Source organism: Enterobacter sp. RHBSTW-00593, assembly GCF_013784105.1.
GTDB classification, from domain to species: Bacteria; Pseudomonadota; Gammaproteobacteria; order Enterobacterales; family Enterobacteriaceae; genus Enterobacter; species Enterobacter ludwigii.
In genome coordinates this window covers 2,738,632-2,763,787 of sequence record NZ_CP056393.1, presented here as the reverse complement: position 1 = coordinate 2,763,787, position 25,156 = coordinate 2,738,632, and the positions used below count along the sequence as shown (strand labels likewise).

Here is a 25,156-nt window from a genome sequence, read left to right as displayed (position 1 = left end):
GCTTTGTTTAATGTTTATGGTTCAGGGGTGCAAGCAAAATATGGATTTACAACCAGATAATTACTTTAATGGTGACCAGCTCACATTAGCGCGCGCAATTGTGAATGGTGACGGCGATGAGGTGAAAAAGTTAGCTTCGAAAACTGATTTAAACAAACCTGGTAAAGAGGACATGACCCTGTTGTTTTGGGCGGTGATGAATTCACTTAACGATAAAAAAACGCCTGAACATTTAAAAATTATCACTACTCTGATTAAGGCTGGCGCAGATCCGCTGCAGCCGAGGCCGCAGGGAAAAAGTTCGCCTGCAGAATTAGTATTAAAAGCGGACAGCGACGTGTGGATAAAGGCGATGCTGGACGGCGGATTATCTCCAGATGCAAAAGACAAAACGTTTGGTGAGCCTATAATATTCGAAAGTATCGAAGCGAAAAATACCGAGACACTCAAGGCGATGCTTGACGGCGGAGCGGATATTAATATTACCGACTCACTGGGTAGTACATTGTTAGTAGCCGCGCTGGATTACCACGCTTACGATCACGTGCTCCTTTTGTTGAAACGCGGTACTGACCCTGAAATTAAGACTATCAATGGCTGGACGATGGGTAATCAACTTCAACGTTATCTGAACAGAACAGAAGAAGGCAGTGAAGAATATAAAAAACTAACTGAAATCAAAGAGACGCTTATTCAACATGGTGGTAAATGGCCGCCAGCACCAGTCAAGTAAAGGTTAGGGCGAACATGACCGCGAAAAATAAAATTTTCTATTTCTGGGGTGTTATGGATGTCATCGGGATTGTGTTTTATTCGATTGGTCCATACCATTTACTTGAGTCATGGTGGGTTTCCACCGGAGGAAATCCGGGTGTAATTATCTTTATGCTGATAGCAGGTGGCGTAAACGGAATAGTGACAGGTGCTTTTTATCTTGTTTATCTCCTCATGCCAGTTTCCTTGCTTTTTTCTGCCTGGTTTTTTTTCACGAAACATCGATATGCGGTCGGTTTTGCTCTTATACAAGAAGTGCTGCGCGTTATCATCTTCAGTTGCTCAGTGACACTTTTCCCTATGGCGATCGCTGGTTTAGGATTGAGCGTTATTTCCATTAATATTGCTTTATTTATATTATCGGAAATAATAAAGATTGGCTCTCTCATATATATAATCAAAACAGTTCGCGCTAAATAACCAATCTGACACTGCATAGTATTGCCATGACACATTTAGTGCCGTGAGTCTTTGCATCGCATAAGCCATACGGAATAAAGATTATGCTCAACCGAATTACCGTTCAGCTCCCGGTGGAGGGGCTTCTGTTCTGGAAACTCACAGGTCGCGAGGCGATGTCCGAGTCGTTCGCCCTGACGCTGACCTTGCTTGGCACGGATGCGCGCATTGACCGCAGCAAACTGCTGGGTCAGCCGGTCACGGTGACCATCCCGACGCAGAGCCTGCTGACGCCCCGCTATATCAATGGAAAAATCACCCGCGTGGCGGTGAGTGCCGTCGAGCTGACGGGCACCCGCTATGCGGTGTACCAGCTGACGGTGGAGCCGGACCTGTGGCCGATGAAGCGCGACCGTAACCTGCGTATCTTCCAGGGTCAGACGGTGCCGCAGATTGTGAAAACCCTGCTGGCTGAACATCAGGTTAACGTGGAAGATAAGCTCACCGGCAGCTACCGGGTGTGGGACTACTGCGTGCAGTATCAGGAGTCGAGCCTGGACTTCATCAGCCGTCTGATGGAGCTGGAGGGGATTGCGTATCACTTCAGCCACGAGGCGGACAAGCACACGCTGGTGCTCACCGACGCCGCGACGCAGCATCAGCCGTTCAGCGGCTACGAAGTCATTCCTTACCACCAGACGCCGTCAGGCGGCAGTACGGATGAAGAAGGTATCAGCCAGTGGGCGCTGGAGGACAGCGTCACCCCGGGGATTTACAGCCTCGATGACTACGACTTCCGCAAGCCGAACGCGTGGCTGTTCCAGGCGCAGCAGAACCCGGCGTCACCGAAACCGGGCAGTATCGACGTGTACGACTGGCCGGGACGGTTTGTTGAGACCGGGCATGCGGAGTTCTACGCCCGTATCCGTCAGGAGCGCTGGCAGGTGGAGCACCAGCAGATTCAGGCGACGGCCACGGCCGCGGGTATTGCACCGGGGCACACCTTCACCCTGACTAACGCCCCGTTCTTCAGTGATAACGGTGACTATCTGGTCACGGCGGCGGGTTACCATTTCGAGGAGAACCGCTACGCGAGCGGCGAGGGGGAAACCCTTCACCGCACTGATTTCGCGGTTATCCCGGCGTCGGTGTCATACCGTCCGGCGCAGAGCACGGCGTGGCCGCGTACTTACGGGCCACAGACCGCAAAAGTCGTGGGTCCAAACGGCGAAAGTATCTGGACGGACAAATATGGCCGCGTGAAGGTGAAATTCCACTGGGACCGTCTGGCGAAGGGGGATGACACCAGCTCCTGTTGGGTGCGCGTGTCGAGCGCCTGGGCGGGGCAGGGGTACGGCGGGGTGCAAATTCCGCGGGTCGGCGATGAGGTGGTGGTGGACTTTATCAACGGTGACCCGGACCGTCCGATTATTACTGGTCGCGTGTACAACGAGGCGAGCATGCCGCCGTGGGCGCTGCCGGCGGCGGCGACGCAGATGGGCTTTATGAGCCGCACGAAGGATGGCTCCGTGGATAATGCCAATGCCCTGCGCTTTGAGGACAAGGCGGGCGCAGAGCAGGTGTGGATCCAGGCCGAGCGCAATCTGGATATTAACGTCAAAAACGACGAAACACATTCTACTGAAAAAAATCGAACCCAGTTTGTTGGTGAAGATGAAACCTTACGGGTAGCGAAAAACCAGAAATCAGGGATTAAAGGCGATGTGGTATGCCTGACGGGGAACAGTCGAAACGATAAGGTCGTTAATAATTTTATACTTTCCGCAGGTAATACGCTGAGACTGGAATGTGGTGAAAGCGCCATCGAGCTATCAAAAGACGGTAGCGTTCATATCATTGGTAATAACTTTAACTTTACTGCAAAACAGAACGCACAAATTAATACGCTTTCCGGCGAATTGCATTTGAACCCTGATGACGGACGAAATGTCATCGATCCGCCTGGTGCATCCCTTCAGGGTGAAATCCAACAGGAAGTGGATAGTTTTTTTGTTATTAATGGCAACAAGTAAGAGTAACCCGAATGGCTGATTATATTCTTCAGGAAGCAACACTCGCCTTACCCGATGTATTTAAAGACAGAACCATGAATTTATTCACCATGAGTGATAACGGAGCTAGCGAGTTTACTTTTGTTGTTTCTCGTGCGACGGCAAAAAACGAAGATAAAGTCCATGATGCGGCTACCCGACTGGCGCGTGAACTGGAAATTACAGTGCCCGACTTTCGTCTAGAATCCTCTCAGATGACTTCTGTTGATGGTCATCCGGCGGTAGAGCTTTTTTATCAGTTTAAAAATGATAACTCGGTCATTTTTCAGAAACAGACGGTGATTTTACTCGCTGACCATCCTGGCGGGCAAAAGATGGTGTGTTACATCGGTACATGCCCGGGCGAATTTAGCGATTATTATCATAATCAATACCAGGAAATTATCCGTAGTATTAAGTTTCACAAACCTGCTCAAACGGATCCCAAAGAAATGCTCGCTGCCGACAGCCAGGGGCCTTTTTTTGCGCTTGATAGTGAGAGTAAAGTTCTCCGTGTCTTTGAAAACATTCAGGAACTTTATGGACATCTTTCGCTTCAGCGGGCGAAAGAGGGTCAATATTTGCTTTATGAAAAAAAAGGTAAACCACTCAGTATTGCACCCGTTCCGGACAGCCAACCCCTTCGTTATGCGCTCTGGACGACTTCCTCAGACAAATCACATCACTTGCTTTCACAACTTTCCGTATGCCGCCAGGTCTCTGGTTCTGACCAACTTAATACACCCGATCGGATACGTGGGTATCTGATGGCACAGCGAGCCGAATAGTTATGTCAGAATGTCTGGCCGCACGCGTAGATGATGAGATTGCTCATACAGCCTCAAAAGGCTGGATGATCGCAGGATTGGTGGGTGGGGCAATTCTGGGCGCTGCTGCCGTTGTCGTCACCGGAGGGACCGCGCTGGTTGCTGTTTCTGCCGTTGCGGCTGGGGCATGTGCTGCGGGTGGGCTGGGTGAACTCCTCGGCAGTATGTCATGGGCACCGCGTCACACGACAGGTACGCTGAAAGAAGGTTCACCCAATGTCTTTATCAACAGCCGAAAGGCGATCCGCGCACATCTATCAGCCGGAGAGTGTGATGAGCACAGCGGCAGCCTGCAACGGGTCGCGGAAGGTTCGATAAAAGTTTACATCAACAACTTCCCCGCCTCTCGCACAGGCGATAAATTGACATGCAGCGCTGAGATTAGTCAGGGATCGCGTAATGTTATTATCGGCGGAAGCAAGGTCCAGACCGATGAAATAAGTCCTGAAATCCCGGAATGGGTGAACTGGACGATGCTCGCCGTTGGTGCCGGAGCGATGGCGGTGCTCGCCAGTCCTGCTATCGCACTTCTGAGTACCCTCGGGGCGATGGGGGGTGGAACGGTTGGTAGCTACGCAGGTGGGATGCTGTTTGGCGAAGGTAGCGACGGTCAGAAATGGGGGATGCTGATCGGCTCGGTTATCGGCGGCGGGGCTGGCATGAAAGGCGGGGCGCGGTTTGATGCGTGGCGAGCTGGTAAATCAATGCCGCGCGTTAGTGCGGAACCCATTACAGCCCCAGCTTCGCCGAGGATGAGCTTAAGCGAAGCCGTAGGGAAACAACGAGCTGAAAAATGGATTACTCGTGGCAGAGAATTGGCAGATAATCGTGATCCTGCTTTGTCTGCTTTACTCAGTGATGAGCAAGTAGGCGCATTGTATGGTTATACTACCGATCCTGGCTACCAAATGGTAAACCCAGCATTACGAGGTATGAAACCAATGACTAAAGAAATGGAAGCATTTACTCAACATATAAATGATGGCCTGGACCAGCTTCCTGCTTTTAGTGGAGAGACATACCGCGGGATGAACAGCTTACCTTCACACATCTTGGATGGATATACTCCGGGCAAAACAGTTATCGATCCAGCCTTTGTTAGTACTGATGTTAATCAAGGCTTCAGCGGTCCTATCCAAATGCGTATTGAAGGTTTTTCCGGCCGGAAAATTGACTTCCTTTCAGAATTCAATGCAACAGAGACTGAAGTGCTATTTAAGCCTAATACATCGTTTGAGGTTATCAGCAGGTCAGATGAACTTGGGATAACAAATATAGAATTAAGGGAAATACCATGATCGACCTTCATACTGAAGACTCTGTAATCAATCATTATGCCGATCGCTATCGTACATACATGCCAATTAATGTCCGTAAGGCAATAAAAAATAACGGTATTGATGGTTTGAGTTCTTCACAAGCCTGGGATGAAACATTACCTTTAATTACGACTGAAGATATTTCACGTGATAAAGCACTTGGGGCGCTGGTCGGTTTGGCTGTTGGGGACGCAGTCGGCACTACTCTTGAGTTTAAGAAAAGAGACAGTGAACATGTAGCGGATATGATTGGTGGCGGACCTTTTCATTTAAAACCCGGTGAATGGACGGATGATACGTCCATGGCATTATGTCTGGCGGAAACTTATCTTTCAGAAAACAGAATGCATACCGATATACTTAGAAAATATCTCGTTAAATGGTATCTTAACGGTGATAATAGCAGTAATGGTCGGTGTTTCGATATTGGCAATACGACGCGATTTGCGCTTGAACAGTATTTGCGTATCGGGCCTTCATGGTATGGTAATACCGAGAAACACACTGCTGGTAATGCTGCGGTTATTCGTCAAGCTCCGGTGTCTATCTTTCGTCGAAAATCGCTGCGCGCGATTTACTTCGAATCCCAGGCTCAGAGTCGCGCAACTCATGGCGCGGTAGAGTCAATTAATGCATGCCAATTTCTCGGATTGGTATTACACTATTTAATTAACGGTTATAAAAAAGAAGAAGCTTTTTCCCCTCATGTTTTCCCACTATGCGCGCGTGTAATGATCATAAATGCGGGTGAGTATAAGCAAAAAACTCGCGATCAGATTCGTTCAAGTGGTTATGTAATAGATACGCTTGAGGCCGCGATGTGGTCCGTATGGAATACTGACAATTTCCATGATGCGATTCTGCTGGCAGCCAATCTTGCCGATGATGCTGACAGCGTTGCGGCGACGGCAGGACAAATAGCGGGAGCATTATATGGTTATTCTGGTATTCCGTCGGAGTGGAAAAACAAACTTGTACAACACGAGCGTATCGCCAAAATGGCAGGTGAACTGTTCGATAGAGCTCCTGAGGATAATTTTTTATAATTGAATAATTCATATGGCACGGCTATTGTAGCGTGCCATTGAGTTGAAGGGAAAATGTTGGGTTAATGTGAAGTAACATGTGAGGAAAACAACTCACTTTGCCAGCATAGAAAATATACTGAATTATGCAAAAAAAGTAGAGTAGTTTGGTAATATTGCTTCCTGTACCTGGTATTTGGCTAGTTAAAAAAATATCTCTACCAGCCAAAAGGTAGGGGGGTACAGAATTTATTCAGATAAAAATATGTCTAAGAGTGCTCATGAATAAAGAAAATTATAACGAGCTGAATTATATCAATGATGCCATTGATATAATCAATAAACGATTGGAAACAAAACCTGATTTTTCACTGTATGTTATGGTGAAGTGCCAGTTGGATTATATTAAATCTGTTTTGGTTGGCGCTGAAAAAGATAAAAGTAAATTACATTCATTGAATCTTGGAGTACTTGCATCTAAAGAATTTGATACAACAGATGCCGAACTTGCTGAGCATTTATCTAATGCTAATTATATAGCTTCGCAGATGGGGAAAGGATTGAAGATCATTCTTCCTCATGAACAAGATGTGGAATATTTGAAAAGACAAAAAAGATATCGTAAGTGATAGGCAGTTTTTTTGAATTCTGCTGGCCGCCAACCTTGCCTATGACGCTGACATCGTTGCGGCGACGGTGGGGCAAATAGCTGGAGCATTATATGGTGATTCCGGTATTCCCCAGGATTGGAAAAATAAACTCGAACAACACGAACGTATCGCCACAATGGCAGGTGAACTATTCGATAGAGCACTTGAGGATAATTTCTAGTAATTGTATAAATCATATGGCGCGGCTATTATAGCGTGCCATTAAGTTGAATAGAAAATGTTGTGTTGATGCGAAGTTGGATGTGAGACGAAACAACTTACTTTTCCAGTGTTGAAATATGTCGAAATATCAAGTGGACCATATTTGATGATAGTCACTCATTAATAAAGAAAGTGATTTTTTAATTTCCCCTCTTAATTCTATTATCTTCCTTTAATAAAATGTGGTGACTGATTTTATCAGGCAGAAGTGGTCGGGAATAATAGGCGCGCTCTCACTCTAATAATTTGACTCAATATAATGAATGAAATAACAGCCTTGGATTATGTTGAAAAAACATTAAGTTTATCTCAAAAGAGATATGCTGAAGTTAGAAAAAGTAATCCCCAATCCCCGCTTTTGCAAATGTACGACTCTACAGTACAACAATTATTATTTCTGCGGGACCTAATCGAAGACAAGGAAAAGGATAAGGCGAAGTTATGGAAAATGACGTTCGGTATGTATGCAGCTAAGGAGTTTGATAATTCGGATGAGTTGTTTTTTGAAAGGTTGTCGGATGCCTGGTTTATTGTTGATCAAATCCGCCGAGGATTAAAGGTTAGGCTCCCGCATGAGGTTGATGCCAATTATAGAATAAAACAACAAAATCTTAAAATGAAATATCCTGATGAATTTTAGGGTTGATATTAGATATATTTTATTATGGGTGGATGGTGATTGATTTACATGCTAATTTGAATGTATTGTTAAAATATGTAGATAGATATCGTAAGTACTTACCTGTTAGTAGTCTTTCAGTCCAGCAGAAAATGCAGTATAAATATAATGATAAACTATTAGAATCATCTTTTGATTGCGATGCCCAAAAACAATGGGACTTAACACCATCATGCAACATCTCACTAGTGGAATCGCGAGATCGTGCTGTTGGTGCGCTTATTGGTCTTGCTGTTGGAGATGCTGTAGGGACGACGCTCGAATTTCTACCTCGTGACAGAGCATACGTCAAAGATATGACAGGAGGTGGGCCATTTCGACTTCGCGCAGGCGAATGGACGGATGACACATCCATGGCATTATGTCTTGCGGAAACGCTTCTTGAGAAGGGTGATGCTGATACTATATGCTTCAGGAATAAGCTTCTGGAATGGTATCAGCATGGTTATAACAGTTCAAATGGCATCTGTTTTGATATAGGTAATACAACTCGCTTTGCTTTAGAACAATATTTAACTGTTGGTCCTGGGTGGAGCGGTAATACTTCGCCAGAAACTGCAGGTAATGCTTCTATTATCAGACAAGCGCCTGTCTCAATTTTTTTTAGAAAGTCATTAAGCAAAGCGTTTTATGAAGCTAAAAAACAGAGCATCGCCACGCACGGTGCCGCGGAAGCAATAAATAGCACACAGTATTTAAGTTATTTACTTGTACAAATGATTAATGGCAGCAATAAAGATTTTGTTTTTGCTCCACACGTCATGCCGCTTCAGCCACGTGTAATGATTATCAACGCGGGTGAATATAAGCAAAAAACTCGCGATCAGATTCGTTCAAGTGGTTATGTCATCGATACGCTTGAGGCCGCGATGTGGTCCGTATGGAATACGGATAATTTCAGAGATGCTATTCTGTTGGCCGCCAATCTTGCCGATGATGCTGACAGCGTTGCGGCGACGGCGGGGCAAATCGCGGGTGCGCTGTATGGTTATTCCGGTATCCCACAGGAGTGGAAAGACAAATTGGTACAACACGAACGTATCGCCAGAATGGCAGGTGAATTATTCGACAGGGCTCCTGAAGATACTTTCTTGTAATTGTTTTCATATTTGGATAGTGAGGGTTTGAGCTGGTCGTAATTTCCGCTCAGGCAGATGGCGGAATTAATGGTATTGCTGAGTGTGTTGCCCTTTTGAAAAAAGATTAAAGAGGATAAATGGGAAATATTGTAATGCATTGGTTTTTCTTTATTTTCTTTATGATTTGGACACTAGCGCTTATCTGGAATGGGAAAGATTTTTTTAACAAGAAAAAGTGGCTCCTGGCGGGGATGATGTTGGTTCTGGTGTTAGTAGCCACAGTTGTCATTGGCTTTACGCTTAAATGGCTTTCTCAGTCGATGTCATTGTTTTCTATCGCAACGGCCAAACAATATTCGATCATTTTTTCTATGTCTTTTCTGTGCGTATGGGGTTTAAAGGTCACAGTTGTGCTGCTCTGTACTGTTTTCTCGGGGATTCTGAGGGGGCACAAAAGCTACAATGTGGAAAATTATGAAAAAATATCGTCTATATCACGCATCGTCGCGCCTGGCTTACTTATCGTTGCTAAAAGCTTAATTTCCCTCGGAAGCGTCCTTATGTTTTCGGGTCTTTGGCTAAAGTAAGCACAATGATTAAGGTTGCATAACGGATACCCTAGTTTCTACTGTTACCGCAACCACGTCTCCGCTTTGCGTCATGCCCTTGACCCGACCCGGATGCGTGCATCGACCGCAGCAGGCAGCTCGGTCAACTGGTTGCGGTGATCATCCTCACGCAACCCGCCATGCGCCAATTGTTAATACTGGGCGGTGTGACTGTCATAGTCGGGCGAGCGAATAAGGAGCAGCGGATTCAATGAAGTTTCTCGGGTTTATTATTTTTTCATTGGGTCGCTCTTGCCTATATCTGGAATGGCAAAGATAATTTTAACAAAAAAGAATGGGTGGTTTTTTTCGTAAAATTATCTTTTATATTAGTCGGCACTTTTATTCTGGTTTTCGTGTTGATCGGATTGCGGGAAATTTTCCCCTCGATGACAAAAGAAGATGGTGAGTTGGTACTAATCGTTATTCCGCCTTCGTTTGTTACACTGTTATTGGCTAAATTTTTCGTCATTATGCTTTGCACAATATTTGAAACTATAATGCGTTTTCATCAGCGATATAACACGGTGAAAAATTATTCGATTTTGTCATCGCTGGCAAATAGATATGGCCCCAGGTTGCTTTTGCTGGCGAAATGCCTGGCATCATTTGGATGCATTCTTATATTCTATGGTATCTGGCTAGCCTCCGCGGCCTAAGTGAAGAGACATTATAAACACTTAGAACAACTATCCGTTTCCCATAGCCTCCGCTACCAGTAACGAAGACCTTGAGGCGAACGATTGGAAATGGCTGTACACCTCAACTGACAAGTAAATACTTCATTACCAGGTGATATTGCCCATGCGTGTTAAGCCAGCAGGTTTGACTCCACCACACATTACTGAAGTCGGCTTGACGAATGAGAGGGGGTATCCATCTCCGGGAGTAACACTGTGGACGTGCTGGGGAAATTTCATCGCTGCGGAAGAAATGTGTGCTTTATACCAATGCTTTGTTTTTAGCATGGGGAAAGTATGGTGCCATGCGTAGGGTGTATTTTTAATTAGTTAATTAAGTGTTCCATATTAAATGATAGATTCCTCGTTGATTTCCCTCAGGTGATTTTTCATCTGCCTGGTTACATGTAATAGTAAATGACTTTTTTCATTTATCCGTTTTTTATTATCTTCTCCAGCATAAAACCATTACGGAATAAAGATTATGCTCAACCGAATTACCGTTCAGCTCCCGGTGGAGGGGCTTCTGTTCTGGAAACTCACAGGTCGCGAGGCGATGTCCGAGTCGTTCGCCCTGACGCTGACCGTGCTCGGCACGGACGCGCGCATTGACCGCAGCAAACTGCTGGGTCAGCCGGTCACGGTGACCATCCCGACGCAGAGCCTGCTGACGCCCCGCTATATCAATGGAAAAATCACCCGCGTGACGGTGAGTGCCGTCGAGCTGACGGGCACCCGCTATGCGGTGTACCAGCTGACGGTGGAGCCGGACCTGTGGCCGATGAAGCGCGACCGTAACCTGCGTATCTTCCAGGGCCAGACGGTGCCACAGATTGTGAAAACCCTGCTGGGTGAACATCAGGTCAACGTGGAGGATAAGCTCACCGGGAGCTACCGGGTGTGGGACTACTGCGTGCAGTATCAGGAGTCGAGCCTGGACTTCATCAGCCGTCTGATGGAGCTGGAGGGGATTGCGTATCACTTCAGCCACGAGGCGGACAAGCACACCCTGGTGCTCACCGACGCCGCGACGCAGCATCAGCCGTTCAGCGGCTACGAAGTCATTCCTTACCACCAGACGCCGTCAGGCGGCAGTACGGATGAAGAAGGTATCAGCCAGTGGGCGCTGGAGGACAGCGTCACCCCGGGGATTTACAGCCTCGATGACTACGACTTCCGCAAGCCGAACGCGTGGCTGTTCCAGGCGCAGCAGAACCCGGCGTCACCGAAACCGGGCAGTATCGACGTGTACGACTGGCCGGGACGGTTTGTTGAGACCGGGCATGCGGAGTTCTACGCCCGTATCCGTCAGGAGCGCTGGCAGGTAGAGCACCAGCAGATTCAGGCGACGGCCACGGCCGCGGGTATTGCACCGGGACACACCTTCACCCTGACTAACGCCCCGTTCTTCAGTGATAACGGTGACTATCTGGTCACGGCGGCGGGTTACCACTTCGAGGAGAACCGCTACGCGAGCGGCGAGGGGGAAACCATTCACCGCACTGATTTCGCGGTCATCCCGGCGTCGGTGTCATACCGTCCGGCGCAGAGCACGGCGTGGCCGCGCACCTACGGCCCGCAGACGGCAAAGGTTGTGGGACCAAATGGGGAGAGTATCTGGACGGACAAATATGGCCGCGTGAAGGTGAAATTCCACTGGGACCGTCTGGCGAAGGGGGATGACACCAGCTCCTGCTGGGTGCGCGTGTCGAGCGCCTGGGCGGGTCAGGGGTACGGCGGAGTGCAAATCCCGCGCGTCGGCGATGAGGTGGTGGTGGACTTTATCAACGGTGACCCGGACCGTCCGATTATCACCGGCCGGGTGTACAACGAAGCAAGCATGCCGCCGTGGGCGCTGCCGGCGGCGGCCACGCAGATGGGTTTTATGAGCCGCACGAAGGATGGCTCCGTGGATAATGCCAATGCCCTGCGCTTTGAGGACAAGGCGGGCGCAGAGCAGGTGTGGATCCAGGCTGAGCGCAACATGGACACCAGCATTAAGAACGATGAAACGCACAGCGTCGGTGGCGAGCGCAGCCATTATGTGAAGAAAAATGAGCTGCATCGGGTGGAAGCGAATCAGATCCAGGCGGTGAAAGGCGGAACAGAGATCCTGACGGGCAAAGGCAAGCTGGATGCGGCGGTGGAGCAATATGTCATTGCTTCCGGTACGAAGCTACGGCTGGTCTCTGGTGAAAGCGCAATTGAGCTGAACGCTAACGGCAAGATTAACCTCATTGGCAAAGAGTTTAATTTCTTCGTTGAAGGGGATGGTCATATCACCACCGGCGGTAAGCTGCACCTGAATACGTCTGGCACACAACCGGGCACCACGGCGCCGGGTTCCGGGCATAAAGGGGATATTGATGCGGCAGTTCAGGAGAAATTTACGACTAAAGGTGAGTAAGGTCGTAGCAGTGCTTATTGCATTATTAACGACAGGAGTGGCTGAGGGAAATTCAGAGAAAAAGGATCTCTGGGCGTTCATTTCACAAATGAGCGCCTCACTCAAAACGTTATCCGTTACGAGTCTAAATGACATGCCGTTGCATTTTAACTACATGAAAAATAATGCATATATGAACTTCTACCATGCTGATGATTTCAAGCTTTTGGAGGGTACGAGCATTACTACCATTGATTTACGAGTAAGCAAAGAAAATGATGGCATGGCTCCCTTACTGAATTTTTCACCATCAGGCCAGTGCATCACACTTCAAACCGTTAAAAAGCATTACCCACAACTGACGTTAACTGATTATCCCCGAGGCCGCTCGGAGAATGAAGTGACCAGTTATACAGCACCAAAAGATATGAATGGACAAAAAGTGAGTTTCAGTTTCACCGTAAAAAAACCTGACTGTCTGAGCTCTGTTGTTATTAGCGCTGACTAAGAAAACAGCTTCCATGACTCGCGGTTTCCCACATCGGTGAGAAGCGTAATTTAGATTGAGAAAATGACGATTAACGTGAAAAAACAGACTCCGACATATCTTTGTTTTGTTCTGATGCTTACCTGTCTGTGCAGCAGTGCGGTATTGGCTCAAGTTATACCGCCCGTTCTGACAAATCACGATTTTTCTGTGCAGATAAAAAGTCAGCCTGTCGAATTGGGTGACAGATGGACTCCTGACGTTGCGCGCAGAATTGACGTGCCAGTGGAAGGCAGTTTTACCGGTGAGGTTCCTTTTGACGGAGCTAACTATAAATTCTTCCAGCATCAAAAGTCTGGGTTAGACATTTTCAGTTCCAATCTCTGGTGGGATAAAGCGGAACGAAGCGTTGATGATTATATCGTGTCGCAGATCACGCTGACTGCTACAGATGTCGCAACGCCGCGTGGTGTCCATGTTGGTTCAACGAGAACGGACTTGAACACAGCATACGGTGACGGTCAGGTCGCAAAGGATGCCGGAGAACAATGGATTACCTATGAGTTGGGTAAAAAGGTCCTCTCTTTTGAGATCAAAGACAGTAAAATTGTTAAGATAACAATGAATTACGACAATGGAAATCCAGAGTAATTTATGAAAAGGAAATATCTGGCAGCCGTATTGCTCACCGCTTTCTTGGCAGATGCAGCTGAAACTGCAACTGCGCTACAGTTATCACAATACAATAAGCTCAATACGGTCAGTCGCATCGTTAACGATAGCGAAGTGACAGACCTCCTCAGAGAGGCCCTGGGAAGCGATTACCAGACGTTTATCAACAATTTTGATGTATTTGGTGAACCGCATTCCACGGCTGACGGAGGATTGTTGATTGAAGGCTGGCTAAAAAATCTTTATCTGGAAAACGCCTCTGCTTTGGTTATCGAACCAGATGGCAAAATCTACGCTGCCTGGGTCATACCCGAGTCTGACGTTATTCATTATCAGTCTTCTGAACATCGCCAGGATATTAACGGCGATATTAAAAAATGGGCTGCAAGATTTGGCACACTGCATTTTGAAACGATAAGCCAATCTGGTCCCGCATTTGGCGGAGTATGGTCAGGCGGGTACGCGAACGACTCGACGTTAACTCTGCGGTTAGCTGAATCAGGTGGCCGTATCTCCGGATCTTATTGCTATATTTCTCAAAGAGGAAACCGCATTGATTGCCCGGAAGATGATGAGCGTAATCTTAGCGGTACGATCGCGGGCAATCGTGCCAATGTTGAGTTCAACTCATCGTTTGGCGGTATAGGCGGACGGGCTGTTCTGGAAATTAAGGGGAGTGAAATGGAATGGCGTTTAGTTACTCCTCCTCAAAAAGGAAATTATTATGCTCCGCAGCGTTATACGTTACAGAAAGCTGCTTCGGCTCAGACAGTTGAAACCCGAAAACTCAATACTGAAAAGTTCGCTATTTCTCTGGTCAATAAATGCGGGCGTTTTACTAGTGAATGTGACCAGATGTATTATCTCGGCGTGCGCAAAAGTGATAATAGTACGCTCTCCCTTAAGGGGAAAACGTTGCACGATCCTGCAGGTAAAATAATTGGCTCTACCTATAAGAATGGCGAGATCGCTTACACCGTGACTTACTCACCCGTGAAATTGGTCGTGAGCAAAGGCAGCCATGTGTTAGTTGAACAGTCAGGTCAGTGGCTTAAATAATGCATTCGCCAGCCAAAAGGCCAGCATGGATTGGCCTCTTTTGTTTCTCACACTATTAATCATCCCGAGTTCCCATATGAAATATACCCTCCAGGAAGGTTCCTTCTCCCTTTTTCCTGCCGCGTGGCAGGATAACAGTATGAACATTATTCGCGACGACGAAAGCGGGTTGTCCGTGGTGGTCAGTCGCGGCGTTATTCCGGATGGCAGCGACTATGAGAAAGAGTTTCACCGCCAGTGGGAACTACTACGTCCGCAGATGGGCGAGATTGCCCAAAGCGCATTCCAGGGCGTAAAGGTCGGGCCTGACGGAAAAATTAACGCGCTGGAAGTCGAGACGACTTTTGACAGTAACGGACAGCGCATTTGGCAAAAACAACTGGCCGTACAAACGCCGGGCAAGCCGGTGTTGATGATTTTTACCCTCTCGGCGCTCAGAGCATTCACCGCAGAGGATGAGGGGCGCTGGAGCGCACTTAAGCAGAGTCTGACGCTAAACGACAACCGGAATGTGTAAGGCATGAGCGATAACAACGCGGCCCGTCAGGGCGACGAGATCATTCACTCCAGCATTTTTGCGGATATCACCAGTATTGTGGCGGAAGGTGCGGCCTATGCCGTTATCGGCGCTGCCGTAGGCGCGGCGGCAACCGTTGCTGCTCCGCTGCTGGGGGCGGGTGCTGCCGCCGCGGGCGTGGCGGCGATTGGATCCAGCTGTCTGTTAAGTGGGATCATTGGCGGCGTACTGGCAAACGTGGCGGGTATAACTGACGATATCAGCAACGCCGCCGAAGGCTTAGGCAACGCGCTGTTCCCGCCGTCGCCAGCGGGCAAAATCACCACCGGGTCTGATAACGTTCTGACGAACGCAATTCCCGCGGCACGAGCGGCCGGGACGCTGACGCCCGCCGATACACCGTCACCTGAACCACAGTCTCCGGGCAGCTTTGCCGATTACGCCGGCATGCTGCTTTCCGCCGCTGGACAGTTTGGCAGCGAGATGTGGCAGCCGAGCGTGGCTTCTGCCGCCGCGGGAACCTCGCCGCTGGAAGAAGACAAGGTGGCGTGCGAAAAGCACTCCGGGCCGCAGTATCTGGCGGAAGGCTCTAAAAGCGTCTTCATTAACGGGCAGCCCGCGGTACGTGCAAAAGATCGCACCACCTGCGAAGGCACCGTTTCCGACGATGTCTCCCCGAATGTGATCATCGGCGGGGACACGCTCACGGTCCGCGATATCAAAAGCGGTAAAACGCCGGGTCTGGCGCTGGGGATGATTGCGCTCTCCCTGCTGCGCGGGCGTCCGGGTAAAATCCTGAAAAATATGCCCTGTGCGCTGGCGGCAGCCGGCGGTGGCATGCTGGCCGATATGGCCGTTAATGCTGTGTTTGGCTCATCGCACCCGGTTCACGCCGCCACCGGCGTGAAGGTGCTGAATGATGACGATGAACTCGATTTCTCGCTGCCGGGGCGCTTCCCGCTGCGCTGGCAGCGCAGTTACAACAGCCTGACCACCCGTGAAGGGCTGTTTGGTCTGGGTTGGGCGACAACCTTTGACAGCTATCTGACGCTCGAAGAGAACAACGCGATCTGGTTCGACGAAACCGGCCGTGAGCTGAGCTTTGAGCTGCCGCCCGTCGATCGCGCGTTTTACAGCATCAGCGAAGGCATCATCATCCGCCGCAATGAGAGCGGCGACGTGGCGATTGCCGACGATGACGGCGCGGTATGGCGTCTGTATAAACCAACCCGGGCGAATCCCACCCTCCTGCGTCTGGCCTCCCTCAGCGATGAATATGGCAACGCGCTGCTGACGGAGTGGGATGAACACGGCAGGCTGGTCAATCTTCACGATGAGCCACGGGCGATTGATGTCACCCTGCGCTATGAAGATGAGCGTTTCCCGCAGCGCGCCACCTCTGCCAGCCATTTTGACGGCAACCGTACCTGGCCGCTGATGCAGTGGGGTTACGATGCGCGTGGTCAGCTGGCGAGCGTGACGGATGCCTCTGGCGTAGTAACGCGTGAATACCGCTATAACGACCACGGCCTGATGGTCTGGCATCGCCTGCCGGGCGGGCTGGAGAGCGAATACCGCTGGCAAAAATTTGACCACTGGCGCGTGGTGGAAAACCGCACCAGCTCCGGCGACGGCTGCCGCTTCACCTACGATTTAGCCGCCGGGCTGACGACCGTCGAACACTACGATGGTCAGACGCGCCGCCACTACTGGAATGCCCAGAATCTGATTGTCCGCTACGTTGACGAGCGCGGTGAAAACTGGCGCTATGAGTGGGATGACAACGAACTTCTGACCCGTCGCATCGATCCGCTCGGTAACGCCGTCACCTTTGTCTACGACGAAATGGGCAACCGGGTGCAGGAAATCGACGCCGACGGCAATACCCGCACCACCACCTGGCTGGAACACCGCGCGCTGCCGTCAGCCATCATTGAAGCTGACGGCAGTGCGACCCGTTTCTGGTACGACGAGCATCACGGGCTGAAGCGTGTGGTAGACCCGATGGGGCAGACAACATTGCTGCGCCGGGACGAGTTTGGTCAGGTCGTTGAAGAAGTTGATGCCGCGGGAAACAGTCGCTACCAGGAGTACAACGAGGCCGGGCAGGTCATTCGTGCCACAGACTGTTCAGGACGTATAACCCGCTATACCTATCATCCGCTGGGCTGGTTAACGACTGAGATCGGCGCTGACGGCGAAGAGACGTGCTATCGCTACGATGCCGCAGGGCGTCCGGTGCAACTCGATCGACCGGAAGGCTGGACAGAGTCGCTCGCATGGAACGAACGCGGCCTGCCGGTGACCCATGCGGGCGCTGATGGCAAAGAAAGTGAGTTTAAATACGACGAGGCAGGACGATTAACCGCTACGCGTAATACTCAGGGTGAAGAGGTCCGTCGCCGCTGGGACAGCCGCGGGCGACTGATTGCCCTGGAAAATGAAAACGGCGAAGCTTACCAGTTCCGCTGGGGCGCGGACTCGCTGCTGCTGGAAGAGGTGGGGCTCGATGGCGTGGCCTCACAGTATCGCTATGACGCCTGCGGGCGTACGATAGCGCGCACGTTTGCCGCCGGTCATCCGGAAGCCATCACCCATGCCTTCGCCTGGAGCGCCAGTGGCCAGCTGGTTGCCCGCACCACGCCGGAAGGGCAGACCCGTTATCACTACACACCGTCAGGTTTGCTGAGTCGTATTGGACTTCATCCGGCACTTTCCGTTGACGCCTGGAGTGCAGAGGCAGAACAGGAACTTGCCTTTGAGTATGACGCCCTGGGGCGTGTCACGCATGAAGTGGGCGAGCACGGTGAGCTGGCATGGGAGTATGATGCTCTCGGCAACCGCACCTCCGTCACGCTGCCCGATGGCCGCGAGCTGAAGCAGTTTTACTACGGCAGCGGGCATCTGCTCAGCATTGCTCTCGATAAGCTGTCGGTCTCCGATTTTACCCGCGATGAACTCCACCGGGAGACCAGCCGCACTCAGGGGCTGCTGACCACCCGTAGCGAATACGATCGTCTTGGGCGACTGCATCGCCGGGACGTCTTTACCGGCAATGCCCAGCGCCCGTCGCCGCGCCGCTGGTCCCGCCGCTGGGATTACGACTACCGCAATAACCTGGTGCGGGAAGAGCGGGACGATAACCCGTTCAGCTGGTACCGCTGGCAGTACGACAGCGCCGGGCGTCTGCTCGTTCAGGACGGCACGCTGCCCGGCCAGGAGCAGTGGCGCTGGGACGCTGCCGGTAACCCGCTCGAAGGATCTGCTGAGAAGGTCACGCACAACCGCCTGACGCAGCTGAACGGCATTCGCTGGCGCTATGACATCCACGGCCGCACCGTGGAGAAAGATAACGGCCAGACCCGCTGGCACTACCGCTACGACGGTGAGCACCGTCTGACGGAAGTCATCAGCCAGCCGCGGGACCGCAACAAACCGCAGACGCAGGTCAGCTTCCGCTACGATCCACTCGGGCGACGCATCAGCAAAACGCGACGCCAGATGCTGGGCGGACAGCCAACCGGCAAGCCGGTTACCACCCGGTTTGTCTGGGAAGGGTTCCGCCTGCTGCAGGAGCTGCACGGGGATGTGCCGCTGACCTACGTCTACAGCGATCAGGACAGCTACGACCCGCTGGCGCGTATTGACGGCGTTGATGCCCCGGAGATCTTCTGGTTCCACTGTCAGCCGAACGGCACGCCGGAGCGGATGACAGATATCGAAGGGCAGGTGCGCTGGGAAGGGGTGAACAGCGCCTGGGGCAAGCTGCTGCGTGAAAGTGAAACGCAGGTATCAGGATATTCTCAGAACCTGCGGATGCAGGGGCAATACCTGGACCGTGAGACGGGGCTGCACTACAATCTCTTCCGGTATTACGACCCGGACTGCGGGCGGTTTACGCAGCAGGACCCGATAGGGCTGGCGGGGGGGATAAACCTTTACCAGTATGGTGCAAATAGTTTAACCCGAATAGACCCTCTGGGATTAAAACAAGAGGAAGTTATACGCTATATGAGTAAAGATGAAGCGATTGCATCAGCTTCTGAACGCGATGGTAAAGGCGGATTGGTTCCTAATAATCGTGGTGAAAAAGCCATATGGGTTAATCATGATAGCCGACCAGGGTTTAACCCTGGAAATGAAAAGTATCGTGCCGTTATGACCGTAAATGACTCTGGGGTTGAGCTTCTTAATCAACATAGTGATATATCAAAAGTTGATTACAAAGAAACCGGGCTGAAAGATGGAGTTCTATCAAAGAGAAATGAACCTGGAGCAAGGGGCATCGGTAAAAATATCCTTTCTCGTTTTAATGATAAAATCACTTCATTCCAGATTGAAAAGAAAGATGCTAAAGGTAATTGGAAGAAATGTGGTAAGAGGATTACTTAATGATTTTTGAAATGTATCTACATAAAATTGAACACTTCACTAATGCGAGAGCAGAGATTGAAAGTTTTGGAAATTATGTCTATGTTCAAGATGAACCAGACCTTTTTCCCGTTTATTTTAAAAAAGAAAATGGGAAGTATGCAGAGTTGAGTCGTTGGCAAACTTGCTTTCCTAAGGTTATGTTACAGCGTGCATTAAAGAAGCTAGGCCTAAGTGAAGAAGGGAAATATGCATTTGAAGTTTTTCTTTCTCGATTAGGTTATCTGTTTCAAATAGATAATCGACAGCGTATAGATAAAGATATCGTTATATTATTTTATATACATCAACTTCTTTCCTTAAAAAACAGCAAAGAAGATTACGCAATAAAAGCAAAAGACTTTTTTTTAAGGTTTTTGTGTTTTGAAATGGGCATGGATGATGACTCTTATAATTTACTATGCATTACTAATGATGGGCTCTGTATAAATACTGTTCGGCATGGCAATGTAACTGTATTATCATTGCTTGAGCAATTTTATGCACAATTTGAAAAAAAGAAAAACTTTGGAGATATTAAGGCTATAAAATACTATCAATCATCGGTATTGAATTTTTTGTTTGTTGCGAATAACGAAGATAATCACCTGTTGTTTAATGATAAAAATTGCTATCTTATCGATCCTGGTAATTTTATTAATGCATATAAAAAATCTAAAAAAATAATATATAAAGCTTTGGAGCAGTGTTTTGATAAGTATCAATCTACAAAAAATTTATTAATATCCAACTTCATTCTAATGAATTACGCTTATTATATTCTTAGAGATAATTTAGCAGATCTTAAAACATTGAGAAGACACGTTTCTTCAGATATATTTGGAAGGATAATTTCCGCTATAGTATACAGAGGTTTCTTTGTAGATGAAGAAAAAATACTGAGGTTAGTTGGTGATGAATATAAATTCGGACCTGAAGGTGAAGATCGGAAATTATTTAATTTAATATATTCGATTTAAAATGTTAATGTTCGACCACAATCGAGGGTGTTAGGATTTGAATAATGAATCCGATGTGGAACCCTCGATTCTAAAAAACCAGGTTATGGACTGTTAATAACTTTACGGTACGCATGTTGTCAATAGAACAATATGTATACCTCTTACAGTGCATTAGTGTACGCTGCTATAAAGATTACAGATTATTTTCTTAACAAAAAGTATCATATAAATTTTATTGATGTTCGGTATTTAAGGTTATGCTAACAAACCACAGACGACTTTGTGGCATTCGCTGGCGCTATGACTCCATAAACTTACCGAATGTGTTGAAAGATAACGTCCAGATTTCCTCTCAACCTCATATTCATGGTAATGAATACTGGAATGTTTATCGCGAAGTTGATGGTGCTAATGTGGTAAGTGGCAAGGACCTCATAATAAAGATTATAAAGGTATTGATAGTTACTCGAACAGAACGCTTAAAAAAGAACGATCCTCTATGCATTGCATTCAAATGGTGATCAGTTACCTGCATATACCATAACTCATACTACAGTTAGGCAATCTAAAGGTGATTCATTAGGATATCATGAGGTGTCACAAGTGACACTTAACTCAGATTTCCCTATAGGAACCAAAGTTAGGGAATATTATGTATTAAGGATATATTTGTTTCTAGGGGTTGTGCAACGGCGAATCCTCAATCCGGAAAGGGGGGGCAGTTTTACATACCTGAAGAAGCAAGAGGTAAATTAATTCCTGGTAAGATTATAGATATATGAAGAAGATGACATTTAATGTTAAAAATGGGAATGTTAAAATTGATGGTTATCCTATTGAACTTAGCTCTTTTGAAACATTCACTTCATCTGAATTTTACAAAACCCATCCGCAATTCACTAAGATAGGTAAATTTTATTTTTCGAAAAATGATATTGAATGGGAAGGGCAGAACTTTATCGTAGAGTTCAGACCAGCAATTTTCTCATTTAACCCATCTCTTTTTCTTACAAGTAAAGACGGAGATTTTTATCAATCACTCAAAGATTGGGATAAGAGGGCATCGTTAAAAAATCTAGAAGAGGAAGAAAGACGATTGACAGAATGGGTTCAAAATAAATTTTCCAGAAACAATATGGGAAAGATAAATAAGCCTCAATATGGAACAAAATGGACTTATGAATGGGGAGAGATAACAGTGCAATCAAATGAAAGATCCTTTGATTGTGGGATATATATTGGATGGGATCTTAATCTCTGATGGTAATAAATCGTACATTACATATATGAGTTATCCATTCATGTAACGGAAGTCATATTGTCCAATAGTGATATTTAAATTTATTATAGATGACTGCCTTATTTGGTATACGAGATAAAAACTCGGATTAATCCCTTTTTTCTAAATGAAATAATAATCTTCTTTGTACATCTTTTAAAAATGAGTCTAAAAAAGAGAAATGTATAATGAAATGCATAAAGAATAGTTAGATAATAATTTTGTAAAAATTGGATTTATGGCGAGATGAATTACTCACTTTCAGGATTCACTATATACACCTTAGTTGATCTTTCAATAAAAAATCAAGATATGGCGTTGGTTATTTGTAAATGCCTTAAGGTAAAGAGAGTCTCAAGACACAACTGAAACTATTTAAACTTTACTCAGGAAGTTTAGTATGTCGCCATCTTTAACAGTGCAATTTTTCCATTCTGCACGCAGGGGGCGCTGACCACCCGCAACGAGTACGACTATTTTGGTCGACTGCATCGCCGGGACGTCTTTACCGGCAATGCCCAGCGTCCGACACCACGATGCGAGTCCCGCCACTGGGATTACGACTACCGCAATAACCTGGTACGGGAAGATCGGGATGATAACCCGTTCAGCTGGTACCGCTGGCAATACGAAAGGGTCGGGCGTTTGCTTGTTCAGGACGGCACGCTACCCGGGCAGGAGCAGTGGCGCTGGGATGCTGCCGGTAAACCGCTTGAAGGTTCTGCTGAGAAGGTTACGCACAACCGCCTGACGCAGCTGAATGGTATTCGCTGGCATAATAATATCCATGCTCGCACCGTAGAGAAGGATAACGGCCAAACCCGAGGAACCGCAACAAACCGCAGACGCAGGTCAGCTTCCGCTACGATCCGCTCGGTCGCCGCATCAGCAAAACGCGACGCCAGATGATGGGCGGACAGCCAACCGTCAAGCCGGTCACTACCCGGTTTGTCTGGGAAGGGGTCCGCCTGCTGCAGGAGGTGCACGGGGACGTGCCGCTGACCTGTGTCTAAAGCGATCAGGACAGCTACGACCCGCTGGCGCGCATTGATGGCGTGGATGCCCCGGAGATCTTCTGGTTCCACTATCAGCCGAACGGCACGCCGGAGCGGATGACGGATATTGAAGGGCAAGTGCGCTGGGAAGGGGTGAACAGCGCCTGGGGCAAGCTGCTGCGGGAAAGTGAAACGCAGGTATCAGGATATTCCCAGAACCTGCGGATGCAGGGGCAATACCTGGATCGTGAGACAGGGCTGCACTACAAACTGTTCCTGTATTACGGCCCGGGCTGAGGACGGTTTACGCAGCAGGATCTGATAGGGCTATATGGCGGGTTAAATCTTTACAGCTATGCTCCTAATCCATTAGGTTGAATAGCTCCGCTGGGTTTATGCAAGAGAGGGGATCCCAATGCAACTGAGTATATATTTAGGATTCAAGCGGGAATTCCACCAAATGCAAGTCGGGTCAGAATCAAATTAGATTCTGCTAATAACCCCAAAATTCAGCGTGGACCCTTAAATAGTGGAACCTTAAATATCAGTATTGGAGATAGCTCGCATGCTCAGCATTTCCTTGATATTAGAGGTGGTAATGCAGAAATTGTCTCCTTTCAACTTCCTAAGTGGATGGCGGATTTCATAGAAGAAAGTGCAATACCTCAGGCCGTTTATCGTACTAATCCGTTAAATCAAGGTTGGTTAGCTCCTAAGCGTGTCGATCCGACAACGCCAGGTAGATCGTATGAATTACCATCAATATGGGCAGAATGGCTTGAAGAAGTAGCGATTCCAGGCACGGGGAATGTAAAATAGGTTACTATATGAATGTTAATAAAGATGATGAACTCCTTGTAATAGTAAAGAACGAAGGAAGATTTTACTGGTTCGTTGCCTTTAAAGAAATGTGGGTTTTGGACAGAGTTAAATGGGTAGACGATTTTGTGAAAAACGGGGTGGAAATTAACTTACAGGATATCCATAAAGAAAGATATGACATACCAGTAGTAAATGAAGAAAACGTACAAATATTCATTGATAACTTAATTAAAGAGGGTTATTTATACGATAAGGATGATATGTCTGTGGCGTTTTACAATAGTCTTTCAGACAAAACAACCTGGTGGGATATATATGATCTAATGCCGGATTTGTTTATAGACTTTGATAGTAAGCGACTATATTCTGAATATGTTGAGAATATGCATTATCACAAATATGTTCCTGATGGATGGTTAGGTGAACTTGTTGATTTCTGCAGTGATGGAACGTTACCTCAAGATGAAATATTCTGGATAAAAAATGAAACAGATTATAGAAGCATTGTGATCGTTAAACGGTAAAAATATACTTTCGGCATATCATTATTAGACTATGCAATGTTAGATTCAACACGTTAATTAGTCTTTGTATTAAATGAACAAAAGCCGTTACCAGCCGTTTTGACAAACTTCAATGCACTGTGTGAGAAAGTATATTTGTCTGCACTTCCCCAAGGGACTTTTTTATTGCTTAACATTCACTCTTCCAAGGGAAGTTGTCATTGTCTGTAGCTTTGCGGTAAAAAAAACGGCTGGCATGATTGGTTTTTTCCTATGATGCATAACGTGTTGTCCCAATCCGGACCCGCTTATTAAGATTAAAATACACATAAACGTTATAACAATACTGGGTGGCAACAGAGGAGCTGCATAAACAGTTCCAACAATCGGCGTAAAAACCTAACTGAGAGGCAAAGGATGAGCACGGTTTACATTGTCATTTTGACCTATATAAAACCACTCGATGAAATCGACGCAGCGATACCTGCTCATGTTGAGTGGCTAAAAAAGGGGTATGCAGAGGGGATTTTTCTGGCGTCCGGTAGACGGATCCCAAGAAACGGTGGTGTCATTCTCGCTAAGTGTGAGAGTCTTGCCTCTCTTGAAGAGCGCTTACGCGAGGATCCTTTTCAGAAGTTAAAGCTTGCGACTGTTGAAATCATTCCCTTTGAACCCAGCATGAAAACAGAACTCCTGGAAAATGTGTTTTAACCCCGTAAGAAAATCAAACGTTAAACAAGAGTTCATCACA

Annotated in this window: 20 protein-coding genes and 2 pseudogenes; all 22 read left to right on the top strand. The window is 47.7% G+C overall.

Annotated elements, in window-relative coordinates; translation table 11 throughout:
- Positions 1-10: 10 nt before the first annotated feature.
- The 22 genes and pseudogenes from HV242_RS13110 to HV242_RS13005 all read left to right on the top strand — a co-directional run bounded on the left by HV242_RS13110 (position 11) and on the right by HV242_RS13005 (position 25,116).
- Complete coding sequence (locus HV242_RS13110; RefSeq protein ID WP_181012540.1) at positions 11-733, top strand: ankyrin repeat domain-containing protein; 723 nt, start codon at positions 11-13, stop codon at positions 731-733.
- Positions 709-1,194 (top strand): hypothetical protein, encoded by a 486-nt coding sequence (locus HV242_RS13105; protein WP_237766304.1) that lies wholly within the window; start codon positions 709-711, stop codon positions 1,192-1,194. The genes HV242_RS13110 and HV242_RS13105 overlap by 25 nt, the downstream gene beginning before the upstream one ends.
- Before the next feature lie 83 nt (positions 1,195-1,277).
- Positions 1,278-3,206: a type VI secretion system Vgr family protein gene (locus HV242_RS13100; RefSeq protein ID WP_050736957.1), complete on the top strand. Its 1,929-nt coding sequence runs from the start codon at positions 1,278-1,280 to the stop codon at positions 3,204-3,206.
- Between the two features lie 11 nt (positions 3,207-3,217).
- On the top strand, positions 3,218-4,012 hold the full coding sequence (locus HV242_RS13095) for a DcrB-related protein (RefSeq protein ID WP_044867269.1): 795 nt from the start codon (positions 3,218-3,220) through the stop codon (positions 4,010-4,012).
- A 2-nt stretch (positions 4,013-4,014) separates the two neighbouring features.
- Positions 4,015-5,349, top strand: coding sequence for a PAAR domain-containing protein (locus HV242_RS13090; protein ID WP_044867268.1), 1,335 nt, complete (start codon positions 4,015-4,017; stop codon positions 5,347-5,349).
- The gene (gene tri1, locus HV242_RS13085) at positions 5,346-6,416 is read left to right on the top strand and encodes an ADP-ribosylarginine hydrolase Tri1 (protein WP_020883476.1); all 1,071 of its coding nucleotides are present in this window, start codon (positions 5,346-5,348) and stop codon (positions 6,414-6,416) included. Before HV242_RS13090 ends, tri1 (HV242_RS13085) begins: the two co-directional genes overlap by 4 nt.
- A 260-nt stretch (positions 6,417-6,676) precedes the next feature.
- Positions 6,677-7,024 carry an immunity protein Tsi6 family protein gene (locus tag HV242_RS13080; RefSeq protein ID WP_020883477.1) on the top strand — a complete coding sequence of 116 codons (348 nt, stop codon included), beginning with the start codon at positions 6,677-6,679 and terminating at the stop codon, positions 7,022-7,024.
- A gap of 16 nt (positions 7,025-7,040) precedes the next feature.
- Positions 7,041-7,226 (top strand): annotated as a pseudogene (locus HV242_RS13075) (ADP-ribosylglycohydrolase family protein); the annotation flags it as partial.
- Positions 7,227-7,526: 300 nt separating this feature from the next.
- The gene (locus HV242_RS13070) at positions 7,527-7,907 is read left to right on the top strand and encodes an immunity protein Tsi6 family protein (RefSeq protein WP_044867266.1); all 381 of its coding nucleotides are present in this window, start codon (positions 7,527-7,529) and stop codon (positions 7,905-7,907) included.
- 35 nt (positions 7,908-7,942) lie between these two features.
- On the top strand, positions 7,943-9,043 hold the full coding sequence (gene tri1 / locus HV242_RS13065) for an ADP-ribosylarginine hydrolase Tri1 (RefSeq protein WP_044867271.1): 1,101 nt from the start codon (positions 7,943-7,945) through the stop codon (positions 9,041-9,043).
- Positions 9,044-9,162: 119 nt separating this feature from the next.
- On the top strand, positions 9,163-9,612 hold the full coding sequence (locus HV242_RS13060) for a hypothetical protein (protein ID WP_044857986.1): 450 nt from the start codon (positions 9,163-9,165) through the stop codon (positions 9,610-9,612).
- A gap of 1,185 nt (positions 9,613-10,797) precedes the next feature.
- Positions 10,798-12,720 carry a type VI secretion system Vgr family protein gene (locus HV242_RS13055; protein WP_050736955.1) on the top strand — a complete coding sequence of 641 codons (1,923 nt, stop codon included), beginning with the start codon at positions 10,798-10,800 and terminating at the stop codon, positions 12,718-12,720.
- 10 nt (positions 12,721-12,730) lie between these two features.
- Positions 12,731-13,207, top strand: coding sequence for a hypothetical protein (locus HV242_RS13050; protein WP_072126450.1), 477 nt, complete (start codon positions 12,731-12,733; stop codon positions 13,205-13,207).
- Positions 13,208-13,282: 75 nt separating this feature from the next.
- On the top strand, positions 13,283-13,837 hold the full coding sequence (locus tag HV242_RS13045; RefSeq protein WP_237760687.1) for a hypothetical protein: 555 nt from the start codon (positions 13,283-13,285) through the stop codon (positions 13,835-13,837).
- 3 nt (positions 13,838-13,840) lie between these two features.
- Positions 13,841-14,917, top strand: coding sequence for a hypothetical protein (locus HV242_RS13040; protein WP_050736954.1), 1,077 nt, complete (start codon positions 13,841-13,843; stop codon positions 14,915-14,917).
- Between the two features lie 76 nt (positions 14,918-14,993).
- The gene (locus tag HV242_RS13035) at positions 14,994-15,434 is read left to right on the top strand and encodes a DcrB-related protein (protein ID WP_050736953.1); all 441 of its coding nucleotides are present in this window, start codon (positions 14,994-14,996) and stop codon (positions 15,432-15,434) included.
- A gap of 3 nt (positions 15,435-15,437) precedes the next feature.
- Positions 15,438-19,826: an RHS repeat-associated core domain-containing protein gene (locus tag HV242_RS13030; protein WP_050736952.1), complete on the top strand. Its 4,389-nt coding sequence runs from the start codon at positions 15,438-15,440 to the stop codon at positions 19,824-19,826.
- A complete protein-coding gene (locus tag HV242_RS13025) occupies positions 19,826-20,824 on the top strand; it encodes a hypothetical protein (RefSeq protein ID WP_044867400.1) in 999 nt (332 codons plus the stop codon). Before HV242_RS13030 ends, HV242_RS13025 begins: the two co-directional genes overlap by 1 nt.
- Before the next feature lie 760 nt (positions 20,825-21,584).
- Complete coding sequence (locus tag HV242_RS13020; RefSeq protein ID WP_181616731.1) at positions 21,585-22,067, top strand: hypothetical protein; 483 nt, start codon at positions 21,585-21,587, stop codon at positions 22,065-22,067.
- Between the two features lie 456 nt (positions 22,068-22,523).
- Positions 22,524-23,455: pseudogene (locus tag HV242_RS13015) on the top strand (RHS repeat-associated core domain-containing protein); the annotation flags it as partial.
- A 452-nt stretch (positions 23,456-23,907) separates the two neighbouring features.
- A complete protein-coding gene (locus HV242_RS13010) occupies positions 23,908-24,426 on the top strand; it encodes a hypothetical protein (RefSeq protein WP_044867404.1) in 519 nt (172 codons plus the stop codon).
- A 396-nt stretch (positions 24,427-24,822) separates the two neighbouring features.
- Entirely contained in the window at positions 24,823-25,116 is a 294-nt protein-coding gene (locus tag HV242_RS13005; protein WP_014170518.1) for a YciI family protein, read from the top strand.
- Positions 25,117-25,156 lie beyond the last annotated feature (40 nt).

What these genes read in the sequence shown, in the direction of transcription:
- HV242_RS13040 (WP_050736954.1), top strand. Translation starts at nt 13,841, where the DNA reads ATGAAAAGGAAATATCTGGCAGCCGTATTGCTCACCGCTTTCTTGGCA.
- HV242_RS13080 (WP_020883477.1), top strand. Translation starts at nt 6,677, where the DNA reads ATGAATAAAGAAAATTATAACGAGCTGAATTATATCAATGATGCCATT.
- HV242_RS13010 (WP_044867404.1), top strand. Translation starts at nt 23,908, where the DNA reads ATGAATGTTAATAAAGATGATGAACTCCTTGTAATAGTAAAGAACGAA.
- HV242_RS13105 (WP_237766304.1), top strand. Translation starts at nt 709, where the DNA reads ATGGCCGCCAGCACCAGTCAAGTAAAGGTTAGGGCGAACATGACCGCG.
- HV242_RS13070 (WP_044867266.1), top strand. Translation starts at nt 7,527, where the DNA reads ATGAATGAAATAACAGCCTTGGATTATGTTGAAAAAACATTAAGTTTA.
- HV242_RS13030 (WP_050736952.1), top strand. Translation starts at nt 15,438, where the DNA reads ATGAGCGATAACAACGCGGCCCGTCAGGGCGACGAGATCATTCACTCC.
- HV242_RS13095 (WP_044867269.1), top strand. Translation starts at nt 3,218, where the DNA reads ATGGCTGATTATATTCTTCAGGAAGCAACACTCGCCTTACCCGATGTA.
- HV242_RS13025 (WP_044867400.1), top strand. Translation starts at nt 19,826, where the DNA reads ATGATTTTTGAAATGTATCTACATAAAATTGAACACTTCACTAATGCG.
- tri1 (WP_020883476.1), top strand. Translation starts at nt 5,346, where the DNA reads ATGATCGACCTTCATACTGAAGACTCTGTAATCAATCATTATGCCGAT.
- HV242_RS13060 (WP_044857986.1), top strand. Translation starts at nt 9,163, where the DNA reads ATGGGAAATATTGTAATGCATTGGTTTTTCTTTATTTTCTTTATGATT.
- HV242_RS13110 (WP_181012540.1), top strand. Translation starts at nt 11, where the DNA reads ATGTTTATGGTTCAGGGGTGCAAGCAAAATATGGATTTACAACCAGAT.
- HV242_RS13005 (WP_014170518.1), top strand. Translation starts at nt 24,823, where the DNA reads ATGAGCACGGTTTACATTGTCATTTTGACCTATATAAAACCACTCGAT.
- HV242_RS13035 (WP_050736953.1), top strand. Translation starts at nt 14,994, where the DNA reads ATGAAATATACCCTCCAGGAAGGTTCCTTCTCCCTTTTTCCTGCCGCG.
- HV242_RS13100 (WP_050736957.1), top strand. Translation starts at nt 1,278, where the DNA reads ATGCTCAACCGAATTACCGTTCAGCTCCCGGTGGAGGGGCTTCTGTTC.
- HV242_RS13055 (WP_050736955.1), top strand. Translation starts at nt 10,798, where the DNA reads ATGCTCAACCGAATTACCGTTCAGCTCCCGGTGGAGGGGCTTCTGTTC.
- HV242_RS13090 (WP_044867268.1), top strand. Translation starts at nt 4,015, where the DNA reads ATGTCAGAATGTCTGGCCGCACGCGTAGATGATGAGATTGCTCATACA.
- HV242_RS13020 (WP_181616731.1), top strand. Translation starts at nt 21,585, where the DNA reads ATGAAGAAGATGACATTTAATGTTAAAAATGGGAATGTTAAAATTGAT.